Origin of the sequence: Agrobacterium sp. CNPSo 2736 (assembly GCF_004005385.1) — a bacterium.
Lineage (GTDB): Bacteria > Pseudomonadota > Alphaproteobacteria > Rhizobiales > Rhizobiaceae > Agrobacterium > Agrobacterium leguminum.
The window spans coordinates 98,704-119,735 of the sequence record NZ_RZTX01000014.1 but is presented as its reverse complement, the minus strand read 5'-3'; the positions used below and the strand labels follow the sequence as shown (position 1 = coordinate 119,735).

24 protein-coding genes are annotated in these 21,032 nt (G+C 60.1%); 15 read left to right on the top strand and 9 right to left on the bottom strand.

Annotated elements, in window-relative coordinates:
- Positions 1–45: 45 nt before the first annotated feature.
- Both EM858_RS20615 and EM858_RS20610 read right to left on the bottom strand, forming a co-directional pair.
- Positions 46–435: a DUF6220 domain-containing protein gene (locus tag EM858_RS20615; protein WP_127757818.1), complete on the bottom strand. Its 390-nt coding sequence runs from the start codon at positions 433–435 to the stop codon at positions 46–48.
- On the bottom strand, positions 435–1,472 hold the full coding sequence (locus tag EM858_RS20610) for an NAD-dependent epimerase/dehydratase family protein (RefSeq protein ID WP_127757817.1): 1,038 nt from the start codon (positions 1,470–1,472) through the stop codon (positions 435–437). Before EM858_RS20610 ends, EM858_RS20615 begins: the two co-directional genes overlap by 1 nt.
- An 89-nt stretch (positions 1,473–1,561) precedes the next feature.
- On the opposite strand from EM858_RS20610, the gene EM858_RS20605 reads away from it, so the two are divergent.
- Positions 1,562–2,506 carry a LysR family transcriptional regulator gene (locus EM858_RS20605; protein WP_003522856.1) on the top strand — a complete coding sequence of 315 codons (945 nt, stop codon included), beginning with the start codon at positions 1,562–1,564 and terminating at the stop codon, positions 2,504–2,506.
- Between the two features lie 58 nt (positions 2,507–2,564).
- Here EM858_RS20605 and EM858_RS20600 read toward each other — a convergent pair whose 3' ends face one another.
- On the bottom strand, positions 2,565–2,831 hold the full coding sequence (locus EM858_RS20600) for a DUF2188 domain-containing protein (RefSeq protein WP_003522857.1): 267 nt from the start codon (positions 2,829–2,831) through the stop codon (positions 2,565–2,567).
- Between the two features lie 194 nt (positions 2,832–3,025).
- Between EM858_RS20600 and EM858_RS20590 the strand changes: the two genes are divergently transcribed.
- Positions 3,026–4,132 (top strand): calcium:proton antiporter, encoded by a 1,107-nt coding sequence (locus tag EM858_RS20590; RefSeq protein WP_065655735.1) that lies wholly within the window; start codon positions 3,026–3,028, stop codon positions 4,130–4,132.
- A 58-nt stretch (positions 4,133–4,190) separates the two neighbouring features.
- On the opposite strand, the gene EM858_RS20585 is transcribed toward EM858_RS20590, so the two are convergent.
- On the bottom strand, positions 4,191–5,393 hold the full coding sequence (locus EM858_RS20585; protein WP_127757816.1) for a pyridoxal phosphate-dependent aminotransferase: 1,203 nt from the start codon (positions 5,391–5,393) through the stop codon (positions 4,191–4,193).
- Between the two features lie 211 nt (positions 5,394–5,604).
- Between EM858_RS20585 and EM858_RS20580 the strand changes: the two genes are divergently transcribed.
- From EM858_RS20580 to EM858_RS20565, 4 genes are all read left to right on the top strand, one after another.
- Positions 5,605–6,531, top strand: coding sequence for an EAL domain-containing protein (locus EM858_RS20580; RefSeq protein ID WP_059757465.1), 927 nt, complete (start codon positions 5,605–5,607; stop codon positions 6,529–6,531).
- A 146-nt stretch (positions 6,532–6,677) separates the two neighbouring features.
- Positions 6,678–6,989: a hypothetical protein gene (locus EM858_RS20575; protein ID WP_080816331.1), complete on the top strand. Its 312-nt coding sequence runs from the start codon at positions 6,678–6,680 to the stop codon at positions 6,987–6,989.
- Between the two features lie 150 nt (positions 6,990–7,139).
- Positions 7,140–8,042, top strand: coding sequence for a DMT family transporter (locus EM858_RS20570; RefSeq protein ID WP_003522862.1), 903 nt, complete (start codon positions 7,140–7,142; stop codon positions 8,040–8,042).
- Positions 8,043–8,486: 444 nt separating this feature from the next.
- Positions 8,487–8,702: a cold-shock protein gene (locus EM858_RS20565; RefSeq protein WP_003494703.1), complete on the top strand. Its 216-nt coding sequence runs from the start codon at positions 8,487–8,489 to the stop codon at positions 8,700–8,702.
- A 145-nt stretch (positions 8,703–8,847) separates the two neighbouring features.
- Here the strand turns inward: EM858_RS20565 and EM858_RS20560 are convergent, their stop codons facing one another.
- Entirely contained in the window at positions 8,848–9,492 is a 645-nt protein-coding gene (locus EM858_RS20560; protein ID WP_080816329.1) for an MBL fold metallo-hydrolase, read from the bottom strand.
- Between the two features lie 231 nt (positions 9,493–9,723).
- On the opposite strand from EM858_RS20560, the gene EM858_RS20555 reads away from it, so the two are divergent.
- The 4 genes from EM858_RS20555 (at position 9,724) to EM858_RS20535 (ending at position 13,196) form a co-directional block, all read left to right on the top strand.
- Positions 9,724–10,323 carry a DUF1236 domain-containing protein gene (locus EM858_RS20555; protein WP_127757815.1) on the top strand — a complete coding sequence of 200 codons (600 nt, stop codon included), beginning with the start codon at positions 9,724–9,726 and terminating at the stop codon, positions 10,321–10,323.
- A 242-nt stretch (positions 10,324–10,565) separates the two neighbouring features.
- On the top strand, positions 10,566–11,069 hold the full coding sequence (locus EM858_RS20545) for a MarR family transcriptional regulator (RefSeq protein ID WP_127757814.1): 504 nt from the start codon (positions 10,566–10,568) through the stop codon (positions 11,067–11,069).
- 2 nt (positions 11,070–11,071) lie between these two features.
- Positions 11,072–11,785: a response regulator transcription factor gene (locus EM858_RS20540; protein WP_003522866.1), complete on the top strand. Its 714-nt coding sequence runs from the start codon at positions 11,072–11,074 to the stop codon at positions 11,783–11,785.
- Positions 11,786–11,816: 31 nt separating this feature from the next.
- Positions 11,817–13,196: an ATP-binding protein gene (locus tag EM858_RS20535; RefSeq protein ID WP_059757454.1), complete on the top strand. Its 1,380-nt coding sequence runs from the start codon at positions 11,817–11,819 to the stop codon at positions 13,194–13,196.
- Positions 13,197–13,327: 131 nt separating this feature from the next.
- Here the strand turns inward: EM858_RS20535 and EM858_RS20530 are convergent, their stop codons facing one another.
- The 4 genes from EM858_RS20530 to EM858_RS20515 form a co-directional block, all read right to left on the bottom strand.
- Entirely contained in the window at positions 13,328–13,669 is a 342-nt protein-coding gene (locus EM858_RS20530) for a tRNA-binding protein (protein ID WP_003522868.1), read from the bottom strand.
- 12 nt (positions 13,670–13,681) lie between these two features.
- Positions 13,682–14,500 (bottom strand): pyrroline-5-carboxylate reductase, encoded by an 819-nt coding sequence (proC, locus tag EM858_RS20525; RefSeq protein WP_127757813.1) that lies wholly within the window; start codon positions 14,498–14,500, stop codon positions 13,682–13,684.
- Between the two features lies 1 nt (position 14,501).
- Positions 14,502–15,002: a YbjN domain-containing protein gene (locus EM858_RS20520; protein ID WP_003522870.1), complete on the bottom strand. Its 501-nt coding sequence runs from the start codon at positions 15,000–15,002 to the stop codon at positions 14,502–14,504.
- A gap of 427 nt (positions 15,003–15,429) precedes the next feature.
- Complete coding sequence (locus tag EM858_RS20515; RefSeq protein ID WP_003522871.1) at positions 15,430–15,693, bottom strand: accessory factor UbiK family protein; 264 nt, start codon at positions 15,691–15,693, stop codon at positions 15,430–15,432.
- Positions 15,694–16,001: 308 nt separating this feature from the next.
- On the opposite strand from EM858_RS20515, the gene lgt reads away from it, so the two are divergent.
- From lgt to EM858_RS20490, 5 genes are all read left to right on the top strand, one after another.
- A complete protein-coding gene (gene lgt, locus EM858_RS20510) occupies positions 16,002–16,814 on the top strand; it encodes a prolipoprotein diacylglyceryl transferase (RefSeq protein WP_164865503.1) in 813 nt (270 codons plus the stop codon).
- A gap of 15 nt (positions 16,815–16,829) precedes the next feature.
- Positions 16,830–17,930 (top strand): class I SAM-dependent methyltransferase, encoded by a 1,101-nt coding sequence (locus tag EM858_RS20505; protein WP_127757811.1) that lies wholly within the window; start codon positions 16,830–16,832, stop codon positions 17,928–17,930.
- 151 nt (positions 17,931–18,081) lie between these two features.
- Positions 18,082–18,876 (top strand): peptidoglycan editing factor PgeF, encoded by a 795-nt coding sequence (gene pgeF, locus EM858_RS20500; protein ID WP_127757810.1) that lies wholly within the window; start codon positions 18,082–18,084, stop codon positions 18,874–18,876.
- A gap of 1 nt (position 18,877) precedes the next feature.
- Complete coding sequence (locus EM858_RS20495; protein ID WP_127757809.1) at positions 18,878–20,029, top strand: Xaa-Pro peptidase family protein; 1,152 nt, start codon at positions 18,878–18,880, stop codon at positions 20,027–20,029.
- Between the two features lie 89 nt (positions 20,030–20,118).
- The gene (locus EM858_RS20490) at positions 20,119–20,868 is read left to right on the top strand and encodes a hypothetical protein (RefSeq protein ID WP_127757808.1); all 750 of its coding nucleotides are present in this window, start codon (positions 20,119–20,121) and stop codon (positions 20,866–20,868) included.
- Positions 20,869–21,032: the final 164 nt, after the last annotated feature.

Genomic DNA, 21,032 nt, shown 5'->3' with positions numbered 1-21,032 from the left:
AAAGCAAAGACGCCGCACTGCCCGAAAGCGGTGCGGCGTTTTCTTTCAGCGCAGGCTTCGCGCCTGCCGCGCGGCAAAATCAGAAAACGCGCCCATGACGAAGGCGTTGGGCACGTGCAGCGCCTGCAGGAAGCCATTGCCCGTTTCCCGGCCGATGCTCATCAGGGCCACCTGGAGACAGTAAAGACCAAGCAGGACCAGCGTGCGGCCAAGGTTCGGCCGCAGATCGTCATATAGGGAAGCGAGAACCGCCAGTGACAGGATCGGAACGGCGATCAGAAAGCCGAGCCCCTTGTGCAGCGAAAGCAGCGATCCATCGTAATAGATCGACAGCCCGGCCAGCAGCACCTGCGCGAAGATCAGCACCGGCACGCTTGCCGAAATCACGGCAAACACGCGACGCCGGGCCGACATCCCATTCGCAACCGCGGCCATCACACCCTGCCCCCGGCATCGGCCGGATGCGAAAGGCTCGACGGCTGCGGCCTCTGTTCAAGGCAGCCGAGGCTCGCCAGCGTCGTCGCTACCGCGATGTCGATCTGTGTTCTGGGTTCGGTCCCAAGGAAATCCGTGAGCCTGCGATTGCTCATCCGGATCGGCATCTGCCAGAGATATTGCATTTCCAGCACTTCGCGGAACAGGGGAACGAAGGGGGCGGCCAATTTGATGCCCGACCAGGATAGCTGCCGCCTCTTGACCGGATGACCGACAACCCGCTCGATGGCCTCAACCAGTTGCAGCCCGTCGAAATCCCAGAAACCTTCCATGTGATAGACGGCGAAAGCCGGAAGCTCGCCTGCGCGGTCCAGCAGCCGGCCAATGGTCTCGGCGACATCCGGCAGATAGGCCCATTGATGCCCGGCATAGGGTGCGGCGGGATTCTGGACACTCCGGACCGGCTTTCCGGGCTTCACCAGCATCTGCGAAAACCAGTTGTTTCTCGCGTCCGGCCCAAAAAAATCCCCGGCGCGGACGATCAGCACCGGCACGCCGCGCATCGACGCCATTTTCAGCCGCCGCTCCATCTCGACACGCAGCGCGCCCTTGCGGGTAAAAGGCTTTTGCGGGCTGTCTTCCGTCAGAAGCGGAAAGGCGTCCGGGCCGAAATTATAGACGCTGCCCGGAAAGACGATTCTCGCCCCGCAGGCCTCGGCGGCGGCGATGGTATTGTCGAGCATCGGCAGCACCTGGCTTTCCCAGTTGCGATATCCGGGAGGATTGACCGCATGGACGATGAGGCTCACGCCTGTTGCCGCATCCATCACATCCTGCCGGTTCATGGCGTCCCCGGCCACCCGTTCGACGCCGTCCGTGGCGCCCGTTGACGTCCGCTGGCGCGTCATCGCCCTCACCCGCCAACCCCGTTGCTGCAGCATTCTGGAGACCTGACTGCCGACGCCGCCATTCACCCCCAAAATCAGGGCCAGAGGCCGTTCATTCCGCGCTGTATTCGCGTTGTTTTCATATATCATCGCCGTACTCCTTGTTGTGGGCTGGAGTATCGTCCCGTTCCGCGATATACGAAATTATCGAAATGAGTGGAGCAGCTATACAAAATCTTATGACTAGAAACCGTGACATCAGCTGGGATTTCTATCGCACCTTCCTCAGCGTGCTGAGCGACGGTTCGCTGTCCGCCGCCGCCCGCGAGCTTGGCATCACCCAGCCGACGGCGGGACGTCACATCGGCGCGCTGGAAGAGGCCGTCGGCTTTCCGCTGTTCATCCGCTCGCCGCACGGGCTGATGCCGACGGAAGCAGCGCTTGCACTCCGCCCCTATGCGGAAAATCTGGCGGCAACGACCGCCGCCCTCATGCGCGCGGCCTCCGGCGAAGTCGGCAAGATCGAAGGCACGGTGCGCATCAGCGCAAGTGATATCATCGGCGTGGAAATGCTGCCGCCGATCATCACGGCCATGCAGGAGGTTCACCCGCGGCTTGAAATCGAGCTTTCGCTCTCCGATACGCTGGAAGACCTTTTAAGGCGCGAGGCGGATATCGCCATTCGCATGACCGAACCGCAGCAGGATGCGATCGTGATGCGTTATATCGGCAATTTCCGTCTGGGATTTCATGCGACGCGCGACTATCTGGCAAGAGCCGGCACCCCGAAGAGCATGGAAGATCTGAACCATCACCGGATGGTCGGTTTCGACCGCAAGACGCCTTTCATTCGGGCGGCCATCCAGCGGATGCGCTCGCTCGATCCGGACATACCCGATATTGAGGAAATTTCCTTTGAAATCCGCGCCGACAGCAATCTCGCCCAGCTTGCCATGATCCGCGCCAGCGCAGGCATCGGCGTCTGTCAGATCGGCCTGGCGCGCAAGGACCCGCGGCTCGTTCAGGTTCTTCCGAAAATCGACATCCCGCTCCACACATGGGTCGCGATGCATGAAAATCTCAAGACCTCGCCGCGATGTCGTGCCGTGTTCAGCGCCCTCGTCGAAGGCCTCAAGGGTCATCTTAAAGAAACCGATCCGGGCGCTCCGCCGAAACGGCGCTAATGCCGAACAACTCCCGGCAAAGTGATCCCGGCTTTGCTGGGAATCCACGGATCGCCGATCAAAAGGGTCTGGCCTGCTGCGTCGTCTTGTCGACCACCTCAGCTTCCGGCCGGTCGCCGCCCTGGCTGTATTCTTCATGCCAGTGGCCGCTCTCATCCTGATAGCTGATTTCCTCGTCATCGCCCCCCACCTGCTGTTCGGCGGCGACGATGCGCGCAGCCTCGACGGCATCCGCATAAGAAGGGAATGTTTCGGAATAAGCGCCATTCATGCGGTAGGCGAAGCCTCCGTCATGTTCGACGATTTCATATACCACTTTGGTCATGCATGGTCCTCCTGTCTCGGTAGGCGACATGGCAACCACAACCGCGTTTCAAGCATTGCACCCGATGGGACACCGCGGCATGAGCAGCATGTCCTGCAACACCACTATCCTACCAAAAGCATTCAAGCGCAAATCCTGCTTGATCTGGGGGACGATACGTCACAGCCTGAGCCGATCAGGGGGAAGGGAAATCGATGGCGGGTTCTATTCTGAAACAGGAGCGCATGCTGCTGCTGGCAATACCGGCGGCAATCGTCGCCTATCTGGCCGAACATGCAATATTCGAAGCCGGAAAAACAGCGGCGCTTATCGCCGCGGTGGCGCTGATCGGGCTCATCGTCCTCGTCTCGATGCGGGTTGCCCATCACGCCGAAATCCTCGCCACCAAGGTCGGCGACCCTTACGGCACCATGATCCTGACGCTGTCGGCCGTCGCGGTGGAAGTGCTGATCCTCGCCATTATCATGAGCGAATCCAGTTCGCCCACTCTGGTGCGGGATACGATCTATTCCGCCGTGATGATCGACATCAACGGCATTCTCGGTCTCGCCGCCCTGCTCGGCGGTCTTCGCCACGGCGAGCAGCCCTATAATGACGATTCCGGCAAGACCTATGGCGTAATGATCCTCACCGCCATGGGTATTTCGATGATCGTGCCGGAATTCATCCCCAATGAAAGCTGGCATGTCTACTCCGCCTTCACCATTGTCGCGATGATCGCGCTTTATGCCCTGTTCCTCAAAATGCAGGTCGGCCCGCACAGCTATTTCTTCAGCTATGCCTATCCCCGCAAGGCGCATCCGGCCGGCCAGGCATCGGACGGCCATGCGGAAGAGGAGGACGAAGGCAGCGTACCGCTCTCCATCGGCCTCATCATCGCCGGCGTGGTGCTGATCGGTGTGCTGGCGGAATTCATGTCGGCCTTCTTAAGCGAAAGCCTCGAGGGCACCAGCGCGCCGCCGGCGCTGATGGCGGTGGTGGTGGCGACGATCTCGGCATCGCCGGAAATCCTCACCGCGCTCCGGTCCGCCTTGCGCAATCGCATGCAGGCCGTGGTCAATATCGCCATGGGCGCATCGCTGTCGACGGTCATCCTGACCGTGCCCGTCATGGAAGGTATCGCGCTCTATACCGGCCAGCCTTTCATCATGGCGATGACGCCAGTTCAGACCGTCATGGTCTTCATCACCCTCATCGCCGCCGCCATCAATCTCAATGACGGCGAAACCAACGCGATTGAAGGAATGACGCATTTCATTCTCTTCGCCACCTTCATCATGCTGCTGTTTCTGGGGCTTTGACCAAAACGAAAAAAGCCCGGCATCGCTGCCGGGCTTCCTTCTAGACTGTATCGGTCGATCAGCGGCAATCGGCGCAGAAGCGCTGGATGCGCTTGCAGGCCTCTTCCAGCAGCGCTTCCGACGTGGCGTAGGAAATGCGGAAGTTCGGGCCGAGGCCGAAAGCCGATCCCTGCACGACGGCGACGCCTTCGGCTTCCAGAAGCTCGGAAACGAAATCCGTATCCGTCTCGATGACCTTGCCCGACGGCGCGGTCTTGCCGATCAGGCCGGCGCAGGACGGATAAACGTAGAATGCGCCTTCCGGAGCCGGGCAGCTGATGCCCTTGGCCTGGTTGAGCATGGAGACGACGAGGTCACGGCGGCCTTCGAAGATTTTCTTGTTCGCCGGAATGAAATCCTGCGTGCCGTTCAAGGCTTCGACAGCGGCCCATTGCGCAATCGAGCTTGCGCCCGAGGTCTGCTGGCCCTGGATCATGTCCATGGCCTTGATCAGCTGCAGCGGGCCGGCAGCGTAACCGATACGCCAGCCGGTCATGGCATAGGCCTTGGAGACGCCGTTCATCGTCAGCGTGCGGTCATAGAGCGAAGGCTCCACTTCGACCGGCGTGACGAATTTGAAATCGCCATAGGTCAGGTGCTCATACATGTCGTCCGTGAGCACCCAGACATGCGGATGCTTGACCAGCACATCGGTCAGCGCCTTCAGCTCGTCATGCGAATAGGCGGCGCCCGACGGGTTGGACGGCGAGTTGAACACGAACCACTTGGTCTTCGGCGTGATCGCCTTTTCCAGCGCTTCCGGCTTCAGCTTGAAATTGTCTTCCAGCGTGGCGTCGACGAAAACCGGCGTACCGCCGCAGATCGCCACCATTTCCGGATAGCTCACCCAGTAGGGCGCCGGAATGACGACTTCATCGCCGGGGTTCAGCGTCGCCATGAAGGCGTTGAAAAGGATCTGCTTGCCGCCCGTGCCGACAATCGTCTGCTCCGGCTTGTAATCCAGGCCGTTTTCGCGCTTGAACTTGTCGGCAATCGCCTTGCGCAGTTCCGGAATACCCGAAACCGGCGTGTATTTCGTTTCGCCGCGCTTGATGGCGTCGATGGCCGCTTCCTTGATATTTTCAGGCGTATCGAAATCCGGCTCGCCGGCGCCAAGGCTGATCACATCGCGGCCCTTCGCTTTCAGCTCACGGGCTTTCTGGGTAACGGCGATGGTGGCGGATGGCTTTACGCGGGAGAGAATGTCGGCAAGGAAGGCCATTTTTAATCGGTCCTATTGGGGTTGACATCGGCAGAGGTTGGAAAACTTGTCATCTGCGGCATTTTCTATGTCGAAAGACAGGCCTTCTTTCAAGGTCAAAAGCCGGCTTATGTGCTGCATCGCAGAATTTAAACCTTCCTTAACCCGGAAGTAACGCTTGATACGCTACATTCGCGAGCCTAGAGGTCGTGTCTCTATAGCTGGTTGAAAAATGGCGCTCAAAAGCATCTTTTCCAGTCTTGTCCGCGAGGTCGATGGCACATGGTCCACGGCCTATAGCACCTTCAACCTGAAATCGGCCCTGCAGCCCATTTTCCGCCGCACGGCGAGCGGTATTCTCGACATCGATTCCTTCGAGGGTCTGGTGCGTCCCCATCGCAATGGCGAGCCGGTGACGCCGGGCGAATTTTTCTCGCTGGTCGCGCCGGAAGACATCGAAAATATCGACAGCATCCTGCGCACGATCCACATTCTCAACACCGGCAGGCTCAACCGGTCCCGCGCCCGCATCTTCGTCAACTTCCATCCGGGCCTGTTCCAGACGCCAGCCAAGATGCGCCAGGAAGTGGAGCGCATGCGTCTTGCCGCCCACGAAGCCGGCATGACGGCGGATCGCATCGTCTGCGAAATCTCCGAGAAAAAAGCCTCCGACACGCAGATGGTCGCCGACTTCGCCTATCACATGCACGATATCGGCTTTCGCGTGGCGCTCGATGACTATGGCGCCGGCGATTCCGACATCGACCGGGTGAAGCTCATCAAGCCGGACTATGTGAAATTCGAAGCCGGGTGGGTGCGCGATTTCATGCAGAATTCGGCGGGTGCCGCCCTTCTGCGCGTCATCGTCAGCCAGTTTCGCGCCGATGGCATAGAGCCGGTCTTCGAAGGACTTGAAGCCGCGTGGCAGGTCGATCTGTGCGAGGAACTCGGCGTCCTGTTGATGCAGGGCTACGTGCTGGCAAAGCCCGAACTTGCCCCGACCAGTTTCGACACACGTTTCCCGGAACTCGGCAGTGAATATTTCGCCCCGTCAAGGGCGGAAAGAGGCCCTGCGCCACCGGCATTTTTCCGGGAAGAACGCCCCGCCGATCCGCACCCGCTGCGCCAGACCCGAACCTTCGGAAAACGCGGCCTCTGACGCCAGACCCGGCCAAACGGCTCTCCTAACCGGCTTTGCCACAATATTGCCGCAATAAATGCCGCGGAACGCCAGAATTCGGTCTCCAAGCCGTCCATTTCGAAGCCTCTTTTATCCTTTAAGAACAGGGACAAGAGGCGACAGCCATGTTTACCAACGATCGGACTTCCGTTGAAAGGTTAAGGGCGCAGAGAACGCTGTTTTCCCTCTGGATGGCCGTTGCGGCTTTTCTTGTCATCGTCACCATGGCCGCCGGCATCGCAACCTCGGCCAATGCGGCTGCCCAGGCGGTCGATACCCTGCATACTTCCGCCATTCCGCAGGTGGCGGCGACGACCAAAGCGGGTCCCCACATCCTGCTCATCGTCCTTTCGGCCGCAGCCTTCATCGGCCTCGGCATTGGCGGCCTGATGCTCACCCGGCGCAGCCTGAAGGACGAGGCCCGCCGCTACAAATAAGCGGCCCTCCCTTCGACTTGCGGCATCGGCAGGTTGCTGCTAAAGCACCCGGAAACAGTCATCCGCATCGCGGATCGATATTTCAAAACTCCCCTGTTTGCTACGGCCGCGACTGAATGATCTTCCGGCCCTGCTGTGCTGGTGCCAACAATGACTCGTATTCAGGCCAATATGCTGCTTCTGCTCGCCGCAGCAATCTGGGGAGGCGGCTTCGTCGCGCAATCCTCCGCCATGGCCTCCATCGGCCCGTTCTGGTTCGTCGGCCTGCGTTTCGCCATCGCCGCCATCGCCGTGCTACCCTTCGCGCTCATGGAAACACGGTCGCTGAAATCGCCGCCGCGCCGGCGCGAAATCGGTAGCTTCATCCTCGTGGGTCTTGCCCTGTTCGGCGGCGCCACCACCCAGCAGGTCGGGCTCCTGACCACGACCGTCACCAATTCCAGCTTCCTGACCGGGCTTTACGTCATCTTCGTGCCTGTCATCGCCGTCGTGCTTTACCGCCGTCATCCCCACTGGATTGTCTGGCCATGCGCGCTGATGATGCTGGGCGGCATCTTCCTGCTCTCCGGCGGCGCATTCGAGGCACTGACCACGGGCGATATTCTCAGCATCATCTGCGCCTTCTTCTGGGCGATCCAGATCACGCTGGCCGGACGCTTCGTTTCCGAAAGCGGAAGGCCGCTGGCGCTTTCCTGCACCCAGTTCGCCGTTTGCTCCCTTCTTAGTTGCATGATCGGCGTTGTGTTCGAACCGATCAGCATGGCCTCCATCGAGGCGTCGCTGGCGGAAATCCTTTACGTCGGCCTCGTCTCCTCCGGCCTCGCCTTCGTACTGCAGGTCATCGGCCAGCGTTACACCACCGCCCCGCAGGCCGCGATATTCCTGTCCTCGGAAGCGCTTTTCGGCGCTTTGCTGGCTTCGGTGTTCCTGAAGGAAACCATTTCAGGCGCCGGCTATATCGGCTGCCTGATCATATTCGTCGCGATCCTGATCGTGGAACTGGTGCCGGAACTGACGCGCAAACGGCAAAAATCCATGGCTGGAGCGGCCTGACGCAAAAAGAACTTATTTTTCTCTTTCCGCCATAAATCCAGATAGGGCATTCAAATTTTGCCGTGAAATCCTGCGGCAAACGGCAATTATTTCATCAATTGTCGCTTCTGCGGAAAAAATATGCGATTGCGCGATGTTATTCTACCGCAGGTTTTTTATCTGACAAAAAGCCCGTGAAAACTTTTGCTTGCCAATTTTCGATAAACGCATCACTCTACCGCGGTTCGGGCAATTTGCGAGCATGGGAAGGCCTATAAATTTGCGCACTGGGGACGCTATAAACCTCGGGCGGTGGGACGAAAAACGTTGGATGAGAACGCCATTACTTCCCGCTGCGAAGGTCCATTTTCTCAATAGTCAAAAACTGCCTGCCAACGCCCACGCGGGGCAAAACTGTAATGCTGCCTGTAGCTGAACGCGGGCAGAGCGAAAAGGACCTGATGCATGGCCGAAACTGGCACCGTAAAATTCTTCAATACAGACAAAGGCTTCGGCTTCATCAAGCCAGACAATGGTGGCGCTGATATCTTTGTTCACATCTCTGCCGTACAGGCTTCTGGCCTGTCCGGACTTTCAGAAAATCAGAAAGTGAGCTTCGACACGGAACCGGATCGTCGCGGCAAGGGGCCGAAGGCAGTCAATCTGCAGATTGCTGGCTGACCCTAAAACGGCTTTCTTTTCTAGTTGAAGCCCGGCAGGAATGCCGGGTTTTTTTGTGCGGTCCAGCAGGACTTAGAGCATTTCCAGGAAAAGTGGAATCCGGTTTTCCGTCTGGAAATGCGGAAAAACTCTAATGGGCCGGCGCTCAGAGCCCTTTGAGATAGGGGTTGGTGAGCCGTTCCTCGCCCAGCCGTCCACCCGGACCATGGCCGCAGATGAAACCGACATCGTCACCCAGCGGCAGGAGTTTGTCGCGAATGGACGCCATCAATTGCTCGTGGTTTCCGCCCGGCAGGTCCGTGCGCCCCACCGATCCCGAAAACAGCACGTCGCCGACATGGGCGAAGTTCTGATCGCGGTTGTAATATATGACGTGGCCGGGCGCATGACCCGGGCAATGATAGACCTCGAAGACGTGGTCTCCAAATGAGACCTTGTCGCCTTCCTTCAACCATGTATCAGGCACCACATTCTTCAGACCGCTGATGCCGTATTTCTCCGCCTGCACCTCGATCCTCTCCAGCAGAGGCCGGTCGTCCTCATGCGGCCCGATGACCGGCAAGGAAAGTTTCGCGCGCAGTTCGTCGGCACCGCCGGCATGATCGAGATGCCCATGCGTCAGCCAGATTTCCTTCAGCGTGATGCCGTTTTCAGACACGACCTGCAGAATGACGTCCACATCCCCACCAGGATCGACGACGACGCCCTCCTTGGTGTCCTGATCGAACAGGATGGTGCAATTCTGCTCGAATGGCGTGACCGGAATAATGCCCGCCTGCAATTTTCCCATATCCTGTATCTCCTGTCTGAAAGCTCCCGCCTCCTATAGCCCGCGACCGGGTGCGGCACAATGGCGGCGGAAAAGACGCCGGCTTTCAGTGACTCTACCATTCTAAAAATCATCGTGGAAACAGTGCGATAGCAATGGATCTTCGGTTCTTGACGGGAATTGCCGGCAAAAAATGTGGAACGCCCCGATGGTTGCGACGTTCTAGCTCCAGTCTTGAAAGGAGTGAGACACATGGACAAGACGCTTAAAATGCTCATGGCTGGCGGCGCCTTCGCCTTGATGGCCGGTTTCGCGAACGCCGCCATGGTCGCCACCACCGCATCGGATATTTCCGTTCGCTCAGGCCCCGGTGAAGACTATCCCGAAGTGGGTCTGGCCACCCGCGGCAGCAATGCGGTTCTGGATGGCTGCATGGAAGGCAGCAGCTGGTGCCGCATCGAAGTCAACGGCCTGCGCGGCTGGGCCCATGCCGATTATCTGAATGTCATGTATGAGGGCTCCCCGGTCATTCTCGAACAGCGTCGCTCCGAACTCAGCGTGCCTGTCGTGACCTATGAAACGACCTCGAGCGTACAGGCTGAACCCAATGCCGGCGATCCGAATCTCGGCCGCGTCGGCGAGGTCGATCCGCCGCAATCGGTGATGACCTATATTGACGAACATCCCGCAGACACCGTTACTTATGACGGCGACATAGCCGTCGGTAGCGTGTTGCCGTCGGATACACGTCTCGTCGAAATTCCGGACTATGAATATCGTTACGTCCGGGTGAACGACGTGCCGGTTCTGGTCGAACCTTCGACGCGACGGATCGTCTACGTCTATCAGTAAACGCCCGACCGGTCATCAAGAGACGGATGAAGAGCGCGGAGTTTCCGCGCTCTTTTCTATTTCCAGTAAAGGCCACTCAGGATTCCAGTTGCACCCGCACCCGCGCCATATTATCCACCGCAACAGAAAATGATCGCGGCATTCTCCCGAGCGGACGCATTTTCGGCTATGTTTACAGAATATTGGCGCATCGACGCCTGTCAGCCTATGATCAGACAGCCGCAGAATATGAAGGAACCGCAGTGCCACCGCAATCGCTCAAAACCGCAGCCGCCAGGCAGACACCGGCACTCCCGAAGGTTGACGACGGCAAGATCGACTTCGACACGATCGAGGCGCTGTTTTTCGCCTATCGCGATTTCGTCTCCGATCCAGATGTCATTCTGTCGAAACTTGAATATGGGCGGGCGCATCACCGTGTGGTCTATTTCGTCAGCCGGCAGCCGGGCATGACGGTGGCGGATCTGCTAGATACGCTGCAGATCACCAAGCAGAGCCTTGCCCGTGTGCTGAAGCAATTGATCGACGACGGTTACATCCGCCAGATGGCGGGCCCGGAAGACCGCCGCCAGCGCAGGCTTTACCCAACGCTGACGGGCCGCGAACTGGCGCTGGCGCTGAGCGAGCCGCAATCGCGCCGCATCGACCGCGCGCTGGAAGGTCTGGGGCCGGACGCCCGCGCCTGCGTGCGCAAGTTCCTGGCGCAGATGCGCAGCCCGACGACGACCACCGTGGAGGACGAGTGACGATGGCGACAGCACCGACAAAACGTCCACCGGCGGATGACGATGCGGCCCACCTCCTGATCGTCGACGACGATGCCCGCATTCGCGATCTCCTGCAGCGCTTTCTGGGCGACAAGGGCTATCGCATCTCCGTGGCTGCCGATGCGGCCGAAGCCCGGCGCAAAATGGTGGGCATCCGTTTCGATCTGCTCATCCTCGACGTGATGATGCCGGGCGAAAACGGGCTTTCGCTGACCCGCTCGCTGAACGAGGACAAGTCCGTGCCGGTCATCCTTCTGACCGCCCGCTCGGAAGCGGATTCGCGCATCGCCGGGCTGGAAGCGGGTGCGGACGATTATCTCGCCAAACCTTTCGACCCGCGCGAGCTCGTCCTTCGCATCAACAATATCCTGCGGCGCAATACCTCGCCCGATACGCCCAAGATCGAACAGATCATGTTCGGCCCCTACAGCTTCTCTATCCCCAAAAAGGAATTGCGGCGCGGCCCCGAAACGATCCGCCTGACGGATCGCGAACAGGAGATCATGCTGCTTTTTGCGCTGCGCGCCGGCGATACCATTCCCCGCCACGAGCTGGTGGAAGCGGAATCGGAAGTGGGCGAAAGAACCATCGACGTGCAGATCAACCGTCTTCGCCGCAAGATCGAGGACGACCCTGCCAATCCTGTCTATCTGCAAACGGTGCGCGGCATCGGTTACCGCCTGAGCGTGGACTGACGAGCACCCAACGAAGGGCGAACGCACGGCCATGGCGAGCCTCGATTTTCTCAGCACGGTCAGAAACAGCGGCGCGGCCAAGGCCTGGCGCATGTCCGGCAGATGGCTGCGCCACTGGCTGCCAACCGGCCTCTACACCCGTTCGCTACTCATCATCATCCTGCCGATGATTCTGCTTCAGGGCGTGGTCGCTGCCGTCTTCATGGAACGCCACTGGCAGCTCGTGACGGAGCGCCTCTCCGCCGCCGTAACGCGCGACATCGCCGCGATCATCGAGCTGCTGCAGACGGACCCGGAAGAAGACGACTATCAGCGCGTCATCCGCATCGCCCGCGACAAGCTGGATCTCAGCGTTTATATCGAACCGAAGACAGACCTGCCGGCCCCGAGACCGGAGCCGCTGTTTTCGATCCTCGACAGGATCCTCGCGGATCAGCTGACGCAGCAGATCGGCAGGCCGTTCTGGATCGATACCTACGGCAACGGCTCGTTGGTGGAAATCCGCATCCAGCTCGAAGACAAGACCCTGCGCGTCTTCACCCGCCGCAGTTCGGCCTATGCTTCCAACACTCATATCTTCCTTGTCTGGATGGTGGGTGCATCGCTGGTGCTGATCGCCATCTCCATCCTCTTCCTGCGCGGGCAGATCAAACCAATCGAAGCGCTCGCCAAGGCGGCAGAAAACTTCGGCAAGGGCCAGAAGATCAGCGGTTATTCCCCGCGCGGTGCGGATGAGGTGCGGCGCGCGGGCCTCGCCTTCATATTGATGCGCGAGCGCATCGAACGACAGATGGAGCAGCGCACCGCCATGCTGAACGGCGTCAGCCACGACCTGCGCACCATTCTCACCCGCTTCAAGCTGCAACTGGCGCTCGCAGGGGACAATCCCGACCTCGAGGGGCTCGACAAGGATGTCGAGGACATGCAGTCGATGCTGGAGGCCTATCTGACCTTCGCCCGCACCGATGTCGAAGAGGATGTCGGCACGCTGGAGCTTCCGGCCCTTCTCGAAAAAATCGGCCATGATTTCGAGCTGCACGGCAAGAAATTCAGCTACGAGCTTTATAATATCGAGAGGATCATCGCGCGGCCGAACGCGCTGTCCCGGCTCGTCGCCAATCTGGCCGAAAATGCACGGCGCTACGCCGGCAATCTCCACATCGATATCCGCAAGGCGCCGCGTTCCATCATCATGACATTTGACGATGACGGGCCGGGCATTCCGGAGAACTCACGCGAGGATGTGTTCAAGCCGTTCTTCCGGCTGGACGAGGCGCGCAACCTCAATGCTTCGGGCACCGGCCTTGGCCTTTCCATCGTCCGCGATATCGCCCGCAGCCACGGCGGCGATGTGACGCTCGATGAAAGCCCGATGGGTGGATTGCGGGTAATCGTTAAAATTCCGGCTTAGAGTTTTTTCGGCGCATTTCCGGACGGAAAACCGGGCTCCACTTTTCCTGGAAATGCTCTAGAGCACCGGGTCGAAAAGTGTGACCCGGACTTGCCTTTTCCGTCACTCCGGCACTGAGCCATCGTGTTCCATCAGCACATTTTCTCGCCGTTCGGCACCGGGCGCTCGACGGCGGCAAGCACGATATCGCCGTTGGCATCGGCAAAACCAAGCGTCAGGACTTCGGACCGGAAAGGGCCGATCTGGCGCGGCGGAAAATTCACCACGCCCAGAACTTGCCGGCCGACAAGGCTTTCCAGCGTATAATGCACCGTGATCTGCGCCGAGGATTTCTTGACACCGATCTCCGGCCCGAAATCGATCTTCACCTTGAAGGCAGGCTTACGCGCCTCGGGAAAAGGCTCGGCTTCGATGATGGTACCGACGCGGATATCGACCTTCTCGAAATCGGCATAGGAAATTTCACCGCTCATGGCCCGCCCCTTTCAGCCCGCCAGTTCTTCGGCGCGCGTTTTTGCGGCAGCGACCGCCCTGTCGAACAGCGGCTGCATACCGTCTTCGGCCATCAAAACGGAGAGCGCCGCAGCCGTGGTGCCGCCCGGCGAGGTCACATTCTGGCGCAGGCGCGCCGCCTCGTCGGAGGACTGATGCAGCAGCTCGCCGGCGCCGGCCACGGTTTCGCGTGCCAGACGCATGGCAACATCCGCCGGCAGACCGGCCTTGCGGCCGGCTTCGGCCATGCATTCCACCAGATAGAAGACATAGGCCGGGCCGCTTCCCGAAACTGCGGTCACCGCGTCGATATCGCTCTCGGCATCCACCCATTCAACCGGGCCGCTGACTTTCAGCAGCCCGTCCACCACCGTTTTAAGCTCCGGCGTCACCAGCTCGTTGGCATAGGCACCCGTGACGCCACGGCCGACCATGGCCGGTGTGTTGGGCATGGCCCGCACGGCGGCAACCTTGCCGAAATGCGAAACGAATGTGCCGATGGTCGTGCCCGCCGCAATCGAAACGACGACCGTATTCGGGCCCAGCAAAGGTTTCAGTGAGGGCAGCACGGCTTCCATCATCTGCGGCTTCACCGCCACGAAAAGAATACCGGCCTTGACGCCCTCGGGCACGCTTTCGCTATGGGCGGCTCCGGCTTCCGCAATCGTCGTCCGCATGGCGTCGGAAGGGCGCGGATCGATGACGATGACCTGCGATCCCGGCACACCCTTTTTCAGCCAGCCTGAAAGCAGAGCGCCGCCCATGTTGCCGGCGCCCACCAGGACGAGCGGCCCGGAAGCCTTATACACCATCTTACGCTTCTCCGACGGTCTCGAACATGACCGCTTCGATTGCACTTTTCGCATCCAGCCCCGACCAGACGACGAACTGGAATGCCTGATAATATTGTTCGCAGGCCTCCAGAGCGCTGGAAAGCAGCACTTCCACCTGCTGGTTGTTCGGTTCGGCGCCGCCGGCCAGAAGCAGGGACTGACGGAAGATCACCACATCTTCCTGCCGCCACAGATCGAAATGCCCCATCAGCACCTGACCGTTGACCTGAGAGAGCAGACGAATGACTTCGTTGACGCGCTGGTCCGGCACCTTGATGTCGAAGGCGCAGGCAAGATGCAGCGCCTCGAACTCTTCCATCCATGAAAAGGAGACGTGATAGTCGGCCCAGTGACCGGCAACAGTCATGGCGATCTCATCTTCGCCCGAACGTTCGAACGACCAGTCGTTCGAGGCGGCGACGATCTCGATCATGTCCACGGGATTGGACTGACGCTCAATTTCAAATTCTATCAGACTCATGCGGCACCTTCTCAGCCGGTAGGAATGTCCTGTTTTGAACGCCGGGCACAAAACGCACATACAAACCGGGATAAACATTTGAGACGATTGCCCGACACCACCAGAATTACGCATTCACCCTGTCTGGAGCTTACCAGGTCTTTTCGAATCATCATTTAAAATCAGTGTATAATGGCCGAGTCCTGCTGCCACCCCTTCCCCGCCATTTTTGCTTTTTGAACAGTGGATATCTCCTCCCCCATCACCTCAGGCGAGATACATAAGCGACTCTGCCGATTGCGTTTTTTGGAAGTGTCCACAGGCCCCAAAAAATTCGCGCCGGAGACCTGTTTTTAACAACCGGGAGTCATTTCGGGCGGAATGGGCCGAAAACAAAAAGTCCCGGAATCGCAAGCGATCCGGGACCCTTCGGAAAAAGCGCCAAAAATCAGTCTTTGGCGGCGGAAAGCTTCGCTTCCAGAGCCTCGATGCGGGCTCGCAGCGCGTCGTTTTCATCACGCGCCTGAATGGCCATTTCGCGAACGGCATCGAATTCCTCGCGCCGGACGACATCGAGGCTGTTCAGCCAGCGATCCGCCTGCGCATGAAAAGCGGCTTCGGCTTCCTTGCGCACACCCTGCGCCGCGCCGGCCGCATCGGTCATCAGCTTGGCGAATTCATCCAGAAAACGGTTGGTGCCTGTCGTGCTCATGGCGCTCATCCTTCGTCGGTTCAGGGGCATCGTTTTGCCCGCTGTTGCTAGCCTTCAGGTAGGCACTCCATCGCCGCCTTGCAAGCGAAATCGAAAAATCGCAAGAGCCTGCATGACCTACGGTATCTTGAACCGGAGCTTGAAGAATCACCTTGACCGCCGCCATCGCAATCGCCATTTTCCTTGGCGTCAGGGAGACCGGTGAGCATCATCGCCCGGCCCCTTTAGGCAATGGCTTGTTCCGTTGTCCACCCCGCAACGATGACGGAATATACGGATTGTCAGCCGCTCCCACTCAACTCGCCATCATGCCCTTCCCCAATATCGATCCGGTAGCGCTGTCCCTCGGCCCGCTCTCGATCCACTGGTACGGGATCGCCTATGTCGCGGGCATCATGCTCGGCTGGTTTTATGCTCGCCGCCTCGCCCGCACGGATCGCCTGTGGCCGAACGAGACGTCGCCGATCTCGGCGCAGCATCTTGACGATTTCATCCTCTGGGCAGCCGGCGGCATCGTGCTCGGCGGGCGCATCGGCTACATCCTGTTTTACGATCTCGCCGCGGTCGCCGCCAATCCCATCAGGGCGATCGAGATATGGAATGGCGGCATGTCGTTCCATGGCGGCCTGATCGGCACCACCGTCGCCATGATCCTTTTCGCCCGCAAGAACGGCATTCCGGTCTGGAGCATGTTCGACGTCGTCGCGGCCGTAGCACCCATCGGCCTGCTGTTCGGGCGCATCGCCAATTTCATCAATGGCGAATTGTGGGGACGCATCGCCGACGTGCCATGGGCGGTCGTCTTCCCGACCGGCGGCCCCTTCGCGCGGCATCCGAGCCAGCTTTATGAAGCGGGTCTCGAAGGCCTCGTGCTCGTCATCGTTCTGGCAATCGCCATCTATGCCTTCAGGGCGCTGAAGACGCCCGGCGTCATCACCGGCATCTTCGTCTGCGGTTACGCGCTGTCGCGCATCTTCGTGGAGTTCTTCCGCGAGCCGGACGCGCAGATCGGTTATCTCGCCGGCAACTGGCTGACCATGGGCATGGTGCTCTCCACCCCCATGTTCGCTCTCGGCCTCTGGGCGGTTCTGCGGGCGCGCAGCGCGGCAAAAAGCGCCTGAACGGTATGACCCGCCATGACGACACCGCTCGCGCAACGCATCAAATCACTTATCCGGCTCAACGGTCCGCTTAGCGTTACCGACTTCTTCTCGCTCTGCCTCGCCGATCCGGAGCACGGTTATTACAGGAGCCGCGAGCCCTTCGGCCGTTCGGGCGATTTCATCACCGCGCCTGAAGTCAGCCAGCTTTTCGGCGAAATGCTCGGTGTTTTCGTGGTCCATGCCTGGCAGAGGCACGGCGCACCCATGGAAACACAACTGGTGGAGATCGGCCCCGGCCGCGGCACCATGATGTCGGACATGCTGCGTGTGATCCGCCGCATCGCCCCGCCGCTTTACGAGACGATGCGGGTGCATCTGGTCGAAACCAGCCCACGCCTTTCCGCCATCCAGAAGGAAACGCTGGCCGCACATGCGGACAGACTGACCTGGCACGACAGTTTCGACGACGTGCCGGAAGGTTTCCTGCTCCTCGTCGCCAACGAGCTTTTCGACGCCATTCCGATCCGGCAATTCATAAAGACACCGCAGGGTTTCCGCGAACGGGTCGTCAGCCTCGACGCCAATGACGAACTTGTGTTCTCGACCGGGCTTGCCGGCATAGACCCGGCCCTGCTGCCGCCGCAGCCTGAACGACAGCCGATTGGCGCCGTATTCGAGATTTCGCCTGCCCGCGAAGCCGTGATGACCGCGATCTGCCAGCGCCTCTCCGCCCATGGCGGCACGGCGCTCGCCATCGATTACGGCCATCTGGTCGCCGGTTATGGCGATACGTTGCAGGCCATGCGCAACCATGCCTTCGACCCGGCGCTTGCGCATCCCGGCGAAGCCGATCTCACCAGCCATGTCGATTTCGAAAGCCTCGTGAAAACGGCCGAAGCAACCGGTGTACACGTCAACGGCACCCTGAGACAGGGCGACTTTCTCTATGGCCTCGGTCTCAAGGAACGCGCGGCCGCGCTTGCCGCCAAGGCCACGCCGGACCAGACGCTGGAAATCGCCGAAGCGGTCAACCGCCTCGCCGGCGAAGGTGCCGGCAAGATGGGGGAACTTTTCAAGGTCATCGCCGTTTCAAGTCCCGCGCTTCATCTCCTGCCGTTTCGCGCGGTGGATTGACAGCGCAATCACCTCTGGGCCAACATCGCCGCGACACACGAAGCAGGCACACTGCATCACACACGCCGCGCAACGCCGCGGCAACCGGAAACATCTCGCTCAACCGTACCTCACTGGCCAACAGCGATATTCTCCAAGGAACTCCCACACCATGCAGAACGCAACGCTGCCGCTCCCCCTCCAGAGTCCCCTGCTCGCCGACTATAGCAAAAACCGTATCCGCCACGGTTTCTTCACCCGGCAGGGCGGCGTATCGGAAGGGCTTTATCAGGGCCTCAATGTCGGTCTCGGCTCGCATGACGAACCGGAACGGGTGCAGGAAAACCGTCGGCGCGTGACGCAATGGTTCGGCCTGTCGGCGGAGCGCCTCGCCACCGTTCACCAGATCCATTCCCCCGATGTCCTCGTGGTCGATGAAACCTATGACGGCAGCCGCCCGCAGGCCGACGCCATGGTAACGGCAACACCGGGTTTCGTGCTTGGCGTGCTGAGCGCCGATTGCGGCCCGATCCTGTTTGCCGATGCGGAAGCCGGCGTCGTGGGTGCGGCCCATGCTGGCTGGAAAGGCGCGCTGTTCGGCGTGCTCGAAAACACCATCGAAACCATGACGACACTCGGCGCCAGCCGGGAGCGTATCGCCGCCTCGCTCGGCCCTTCGATCAGCCAGAGCAATTATGAGGTCGGTCCGGAATATGTGGCGCGTTTCACCGATATCGATCCGGCCTATGCGAATTATTTCGCCGGGACGGAGAAGGAAGGTCACGCGTTATTCGACCTCAAGCAATTCACCATCGACCGGCTGACGAAAGCCGGTGTGAAGGCGGAAAATCTCGGCCTCTGCACCTATCCCGACGAACATCGCTTTTATTCCTACCGCCGCACCACCCACCGCGCCGAACCCGATTATGGCCGGCAGATTTCCGCAATCGCAATTCTGGAGGACTGACATGGCCCTGCATTTCGAGCTTTCGGAATTCGATTCCCGCCGCGAGCGTCTGCTCGCGAAAATGGCCGAGGAGAAACTGGACGCCCTTCTGCTTTTCGCGCAGGAAAGCATGTATTGGCTGACCGGTTACGATACGTTCGGCTATTGCTTCTTCCAGACGCTGGTGGTCAAATCGGATGGCTCCATGACGCTTCTGACCCGCTCGGCGGATCTGCGCCAGGCCCGCAATACCTCCATCATCGAGAATATCCTGATATGGGTCGACCGGCCCAATGCCGACCCGACGCTCGATCTCAAGAACCTGCTGAGCGATCTCGACCTGCTGGGTGCAAAGATCGGCGTCGAATACGACACCCACGGCATGACCGGCCGCGTCGCCCGCCTGCTGGACAATCAGCTCGCCAGCTTCTGCCAGATGAGCGACGCTTCCTATCTGGTCAGCACCCTGCGGCTCGTCAAAAGCCCGGCCGAGATCGCCTATGCGCGCAAGGCGGGCCAACTGGCCGATGCGGCGCTGGACGCGGCATTGCCGCTCATCAAACCGGGTGCGGACGAAGCCGCAATTCTCGCGGCGATGCAGGGAGCGGTTCTGGCCGGCGGCGGCGATTATCCAGCCAATGAATTCATCGTCGGTTCCGGCGCGGATGCGCTGCTGTGCCGTTACAAGGCCGGCCGCCGCAGGCTCGACGCCAAGGATCAGCTGACACTGGAATGGGCCGGTGTCAGCGCCCACTACCATGCCGCCATGATGCGCACTGTGGTGATCGGCGAACAGGATTTCCGCCAGAAGGAGCTCTACAGCGCCTGCCTGCAAAACCTCACCGCCATCGAAGAGGTGCTGCGGGCGGGCAAGACGTTCGGCGATGTCTTCGACGTCCATGCCCGCGTTATGGATGAACGCGGATTGACCCGTCACCGGCTGAACTCCTGCGGTTATTCGCTGGGCGCGCGCTTCTCGCCGTCCTGGATGGAGCATCAGATGTTCCACGCCGGCAATCCGCAGGAGATCACCGCCGACATGACGCTCTTCGTGCATATGATCGTGATGGATTCCGATTCCGGCACGGCCATGACGCTCGGCCAGACCTATCTGACCACGGACGGCGCGCCGGAGCCGCTCTCGCGCCACAACCTCGATCTTCTCACAGCTTAAATCGCCGCCGGGTTTGACAGAGCGGGAAAACCGCCCTTACATTGCGCCACCTTGGGCAAGAAGGAGCGGAACATGAGAGGGAAAATCGCATGAGCCGGACGGGGTTCCCCCCCCTTTTTCCGGCCATCATTGTTCCAGCGATGATGCTGGCCCTGTCAGGCTGCAACACGACGGAAGCGCTGACACCGCAGGTGGATGTCGGCCACAATGCCTCGCAATCGACACCCGTGACCCAGGGCGATCTCGACCAGATGGCCGCCGCCGCCGACCGCGCCCCCACGGGCGCTCCGGCAACCGCAACATCCGTTCCCGCCTATGCACCGCAAAACTCGCTGCAGGCGCAGGCACAGGCGCTGTCCAACGGCAGCCAGTACGGCGAACCGCTTCGCCAGAACCAGACCGGAACCCAGCCACCCGCCGCCGCTCAACCCGCACCCGCACAGCAGACGGCATCGCTTGCGCCCGCCTCTTCCGCAAACTCCATCCGCTTCCTGCCGATCATCGGAGCGCCGGTTCAGGCGGTGACGCCGCTGTCGCGCCAGCTCGGGGCCGAAGCGCGGGCGAAGGGGCTGACCATCCGGGCCTCCAACGACAATTCGGCTGAAAACATCCTGAAGGGATATTTCTCCGCCTTTGCCGATGGCGCCAAGGTCAATGTCGTTTACGTCTGGGACATTCTGGACGCCAATGGCGTGCGGCTTCACCGCCTGCAGGGGCAGGAAACGGTGGCGGCAAAAGGCAGCGATCCATGGGCCGCCGTGACCGACAGGGTCATGCAGGATATCGCCGCAAAAACACTCAACGACTATTCGTCTTGGAAGCAGTCTCAACAGGGATGAGGTGAAAACGGCGGGAGAAGTCACAGAGATTTCACGAAAATCATTGCGAAAGCGCGGAGTCCTCTTGCAATCGGAAGCAACAGCGCTATTAAGGCGCGCATGGCAACAAGGCGTATCCGGCAAAGGCTTTTCAGCCGGATGTTCCTCCCCTTGAACGACGCTTG

Bases quoted from the DNA above. Each gene is read 5' to 3' on its own strand.
- EM858_RS20615 (WP_127757818.1), bottom strand. From the start codon at position 435: ATGGCCGCGGTTGCGAATGGGATGTCGGCCCGGCGTCGCGTGTTTGCC.
- EM858_RS20610 (WP_127757817.1), bottom strand. From the start codon at position 1,472: ATGATATATGAAAACAACGCGAATACAGCGCGGAATGAACGGCCTCTG.
- EM858_RS20605 (WP_003522856.1), top strand. From the start codon at position 1,562: ATGACTAGAAACCGTGACATCAGCTGGGATTTCTATCGCACCTTCCTC.
- EM858_RS20600 (WP_003522857.1), bottom strand. From the start codon at position 2,831: ATGACCAAAGTGGTATATGAAATCGTCGAACATGACGGAGGCTTCGCC.
- EM858_RS20590 (WP_065655735.1), top strand. From the start codon at position 3,026: ATGGCGGGTTCTATTCTGAAACAGGAGCGCATGCTGCTGCTGGCAATA.
- EM858_RS20585 (WP_127757816.1), bottom strand. From the start codon at position 5,393: ATGGCCTTCCTTGCCGACATTCTCTCCCGCGTAAAGCCATCCGCCACC.
- EM858_RS20580 (WP_059757465.1), top strand. From the start codon at position 5,605: ATGGCGCTCAAAAGCATCTTTTCCAGTCTTGTCCGCGAGGTCGATGGC.
- EM858_RS20575 (WP_080816331.1), top strand. From the start codon at position 6,678: ATGTTTACCAACGATCGGACTTCCGTTGAAAGGTTAAGGGCGCAGAGA.
- EM858_RS20570 (WP_003522862.1), top strand. From the start codon at position 7,140: ATGACTCGTATTCAGGCCAATATGCTGCTTCTGCTCGCCGCAGCAATC.
- EM858_RS20565 (WP_003494703.1), top strand. From the start codon at position 8,487: ATGGCCGAAACTGGCACCGTAAAATTCTTCAATACAGACAAAGGCTTC.
- EM858_RS20560 (WP_080816329.1), bottom strand. From the start codon at position 9,492: ATGGGAAAATTGCAGGCGGGCATTATTCCGGTCACGCCATTCGAGCAG.
- EM858_RS20555 (WP_127757815.1), top strand. From the start codon at position 9,724: ATGGACAAGACGCTTAAAATGCTCATGGCTGGCGGCGCCTTCGCCTTG.
- EM858_RS20540 (WP_003522866.1), top strand. From the start codon at position 11,072: ATGGCGACAGCACCGACAAAACGTCCACCGGCGGATGACGATGCGGCC.
- EM858_RS20535 (WP_059757454.1), top strand. From the start codon at position 11,817: ATGGCGAGCCTCGATTTTCTCAGCACGGTCAGAAACAGCGGCGCGGCC.
- EM858_RS20530 (WP_003522868.1), bottom strand. From the start codon at position 13,669: ATGAGCGGTGAAATTTCCTATGCCGATTTCGAGAAGGTCGATATCCGC.
- proC (WP_127757813.1), bottom strand. From the start codon at position 14,500: ATGGTGTATAAGGCTTCCGGGCCGCTCGTCCTGGTGGGCGCCGGCAAC.
- EM858_RS20520 (WP_003522870.1), bottom strand. From the start codon at position 15,002: ATGAGTCTGATAGAATTTGAAATTGAGCGTCAGTCCAATCCCGTGGAC.
- EM858_RS20515 (WP_003522871.1), bottom strand. From the start codon at position 15,693: ATGAGCACGACAGGCACCAACCGTTTTCTGGATGAATTCGCCAAGCTG.
- lgt (WP_164865503.1), top strand. From the start codon at position 16,002: ATGCCCTTCCCCAATATCGATCCGGTAGCGCTGTCCCTCGGCCCGCTC.
- EM858_RS20505 (WP_127757811.1), top strand. From the start codon at position 16,830: ATGACGACACCGCTCGCGCAACGCATCAAATCACTTATCCGGCTCAAC.
- pgeF (WP_127757810.1), top strand. From the start codon at position 18,082: ATGCAGAACGCAACGCTGCCGCTCCCCCTCCAGAGTCCCCTGCTCGCC.
- EM858_RS20495 (WP_127757809.1), top strand. From the start codon at position 18,878: ATGGCCCTGCATTTCGAGCTTTCGGAATTCGATTCCCGCCGCGAGCGT.
- EM858_RS20490 (WP_127757808.1), top strand. From the start codon at position 20,119: ATGAGCCGGACGGGGTTCCCCCCCCTTTTTCCGGCCATCATTGTTCCA.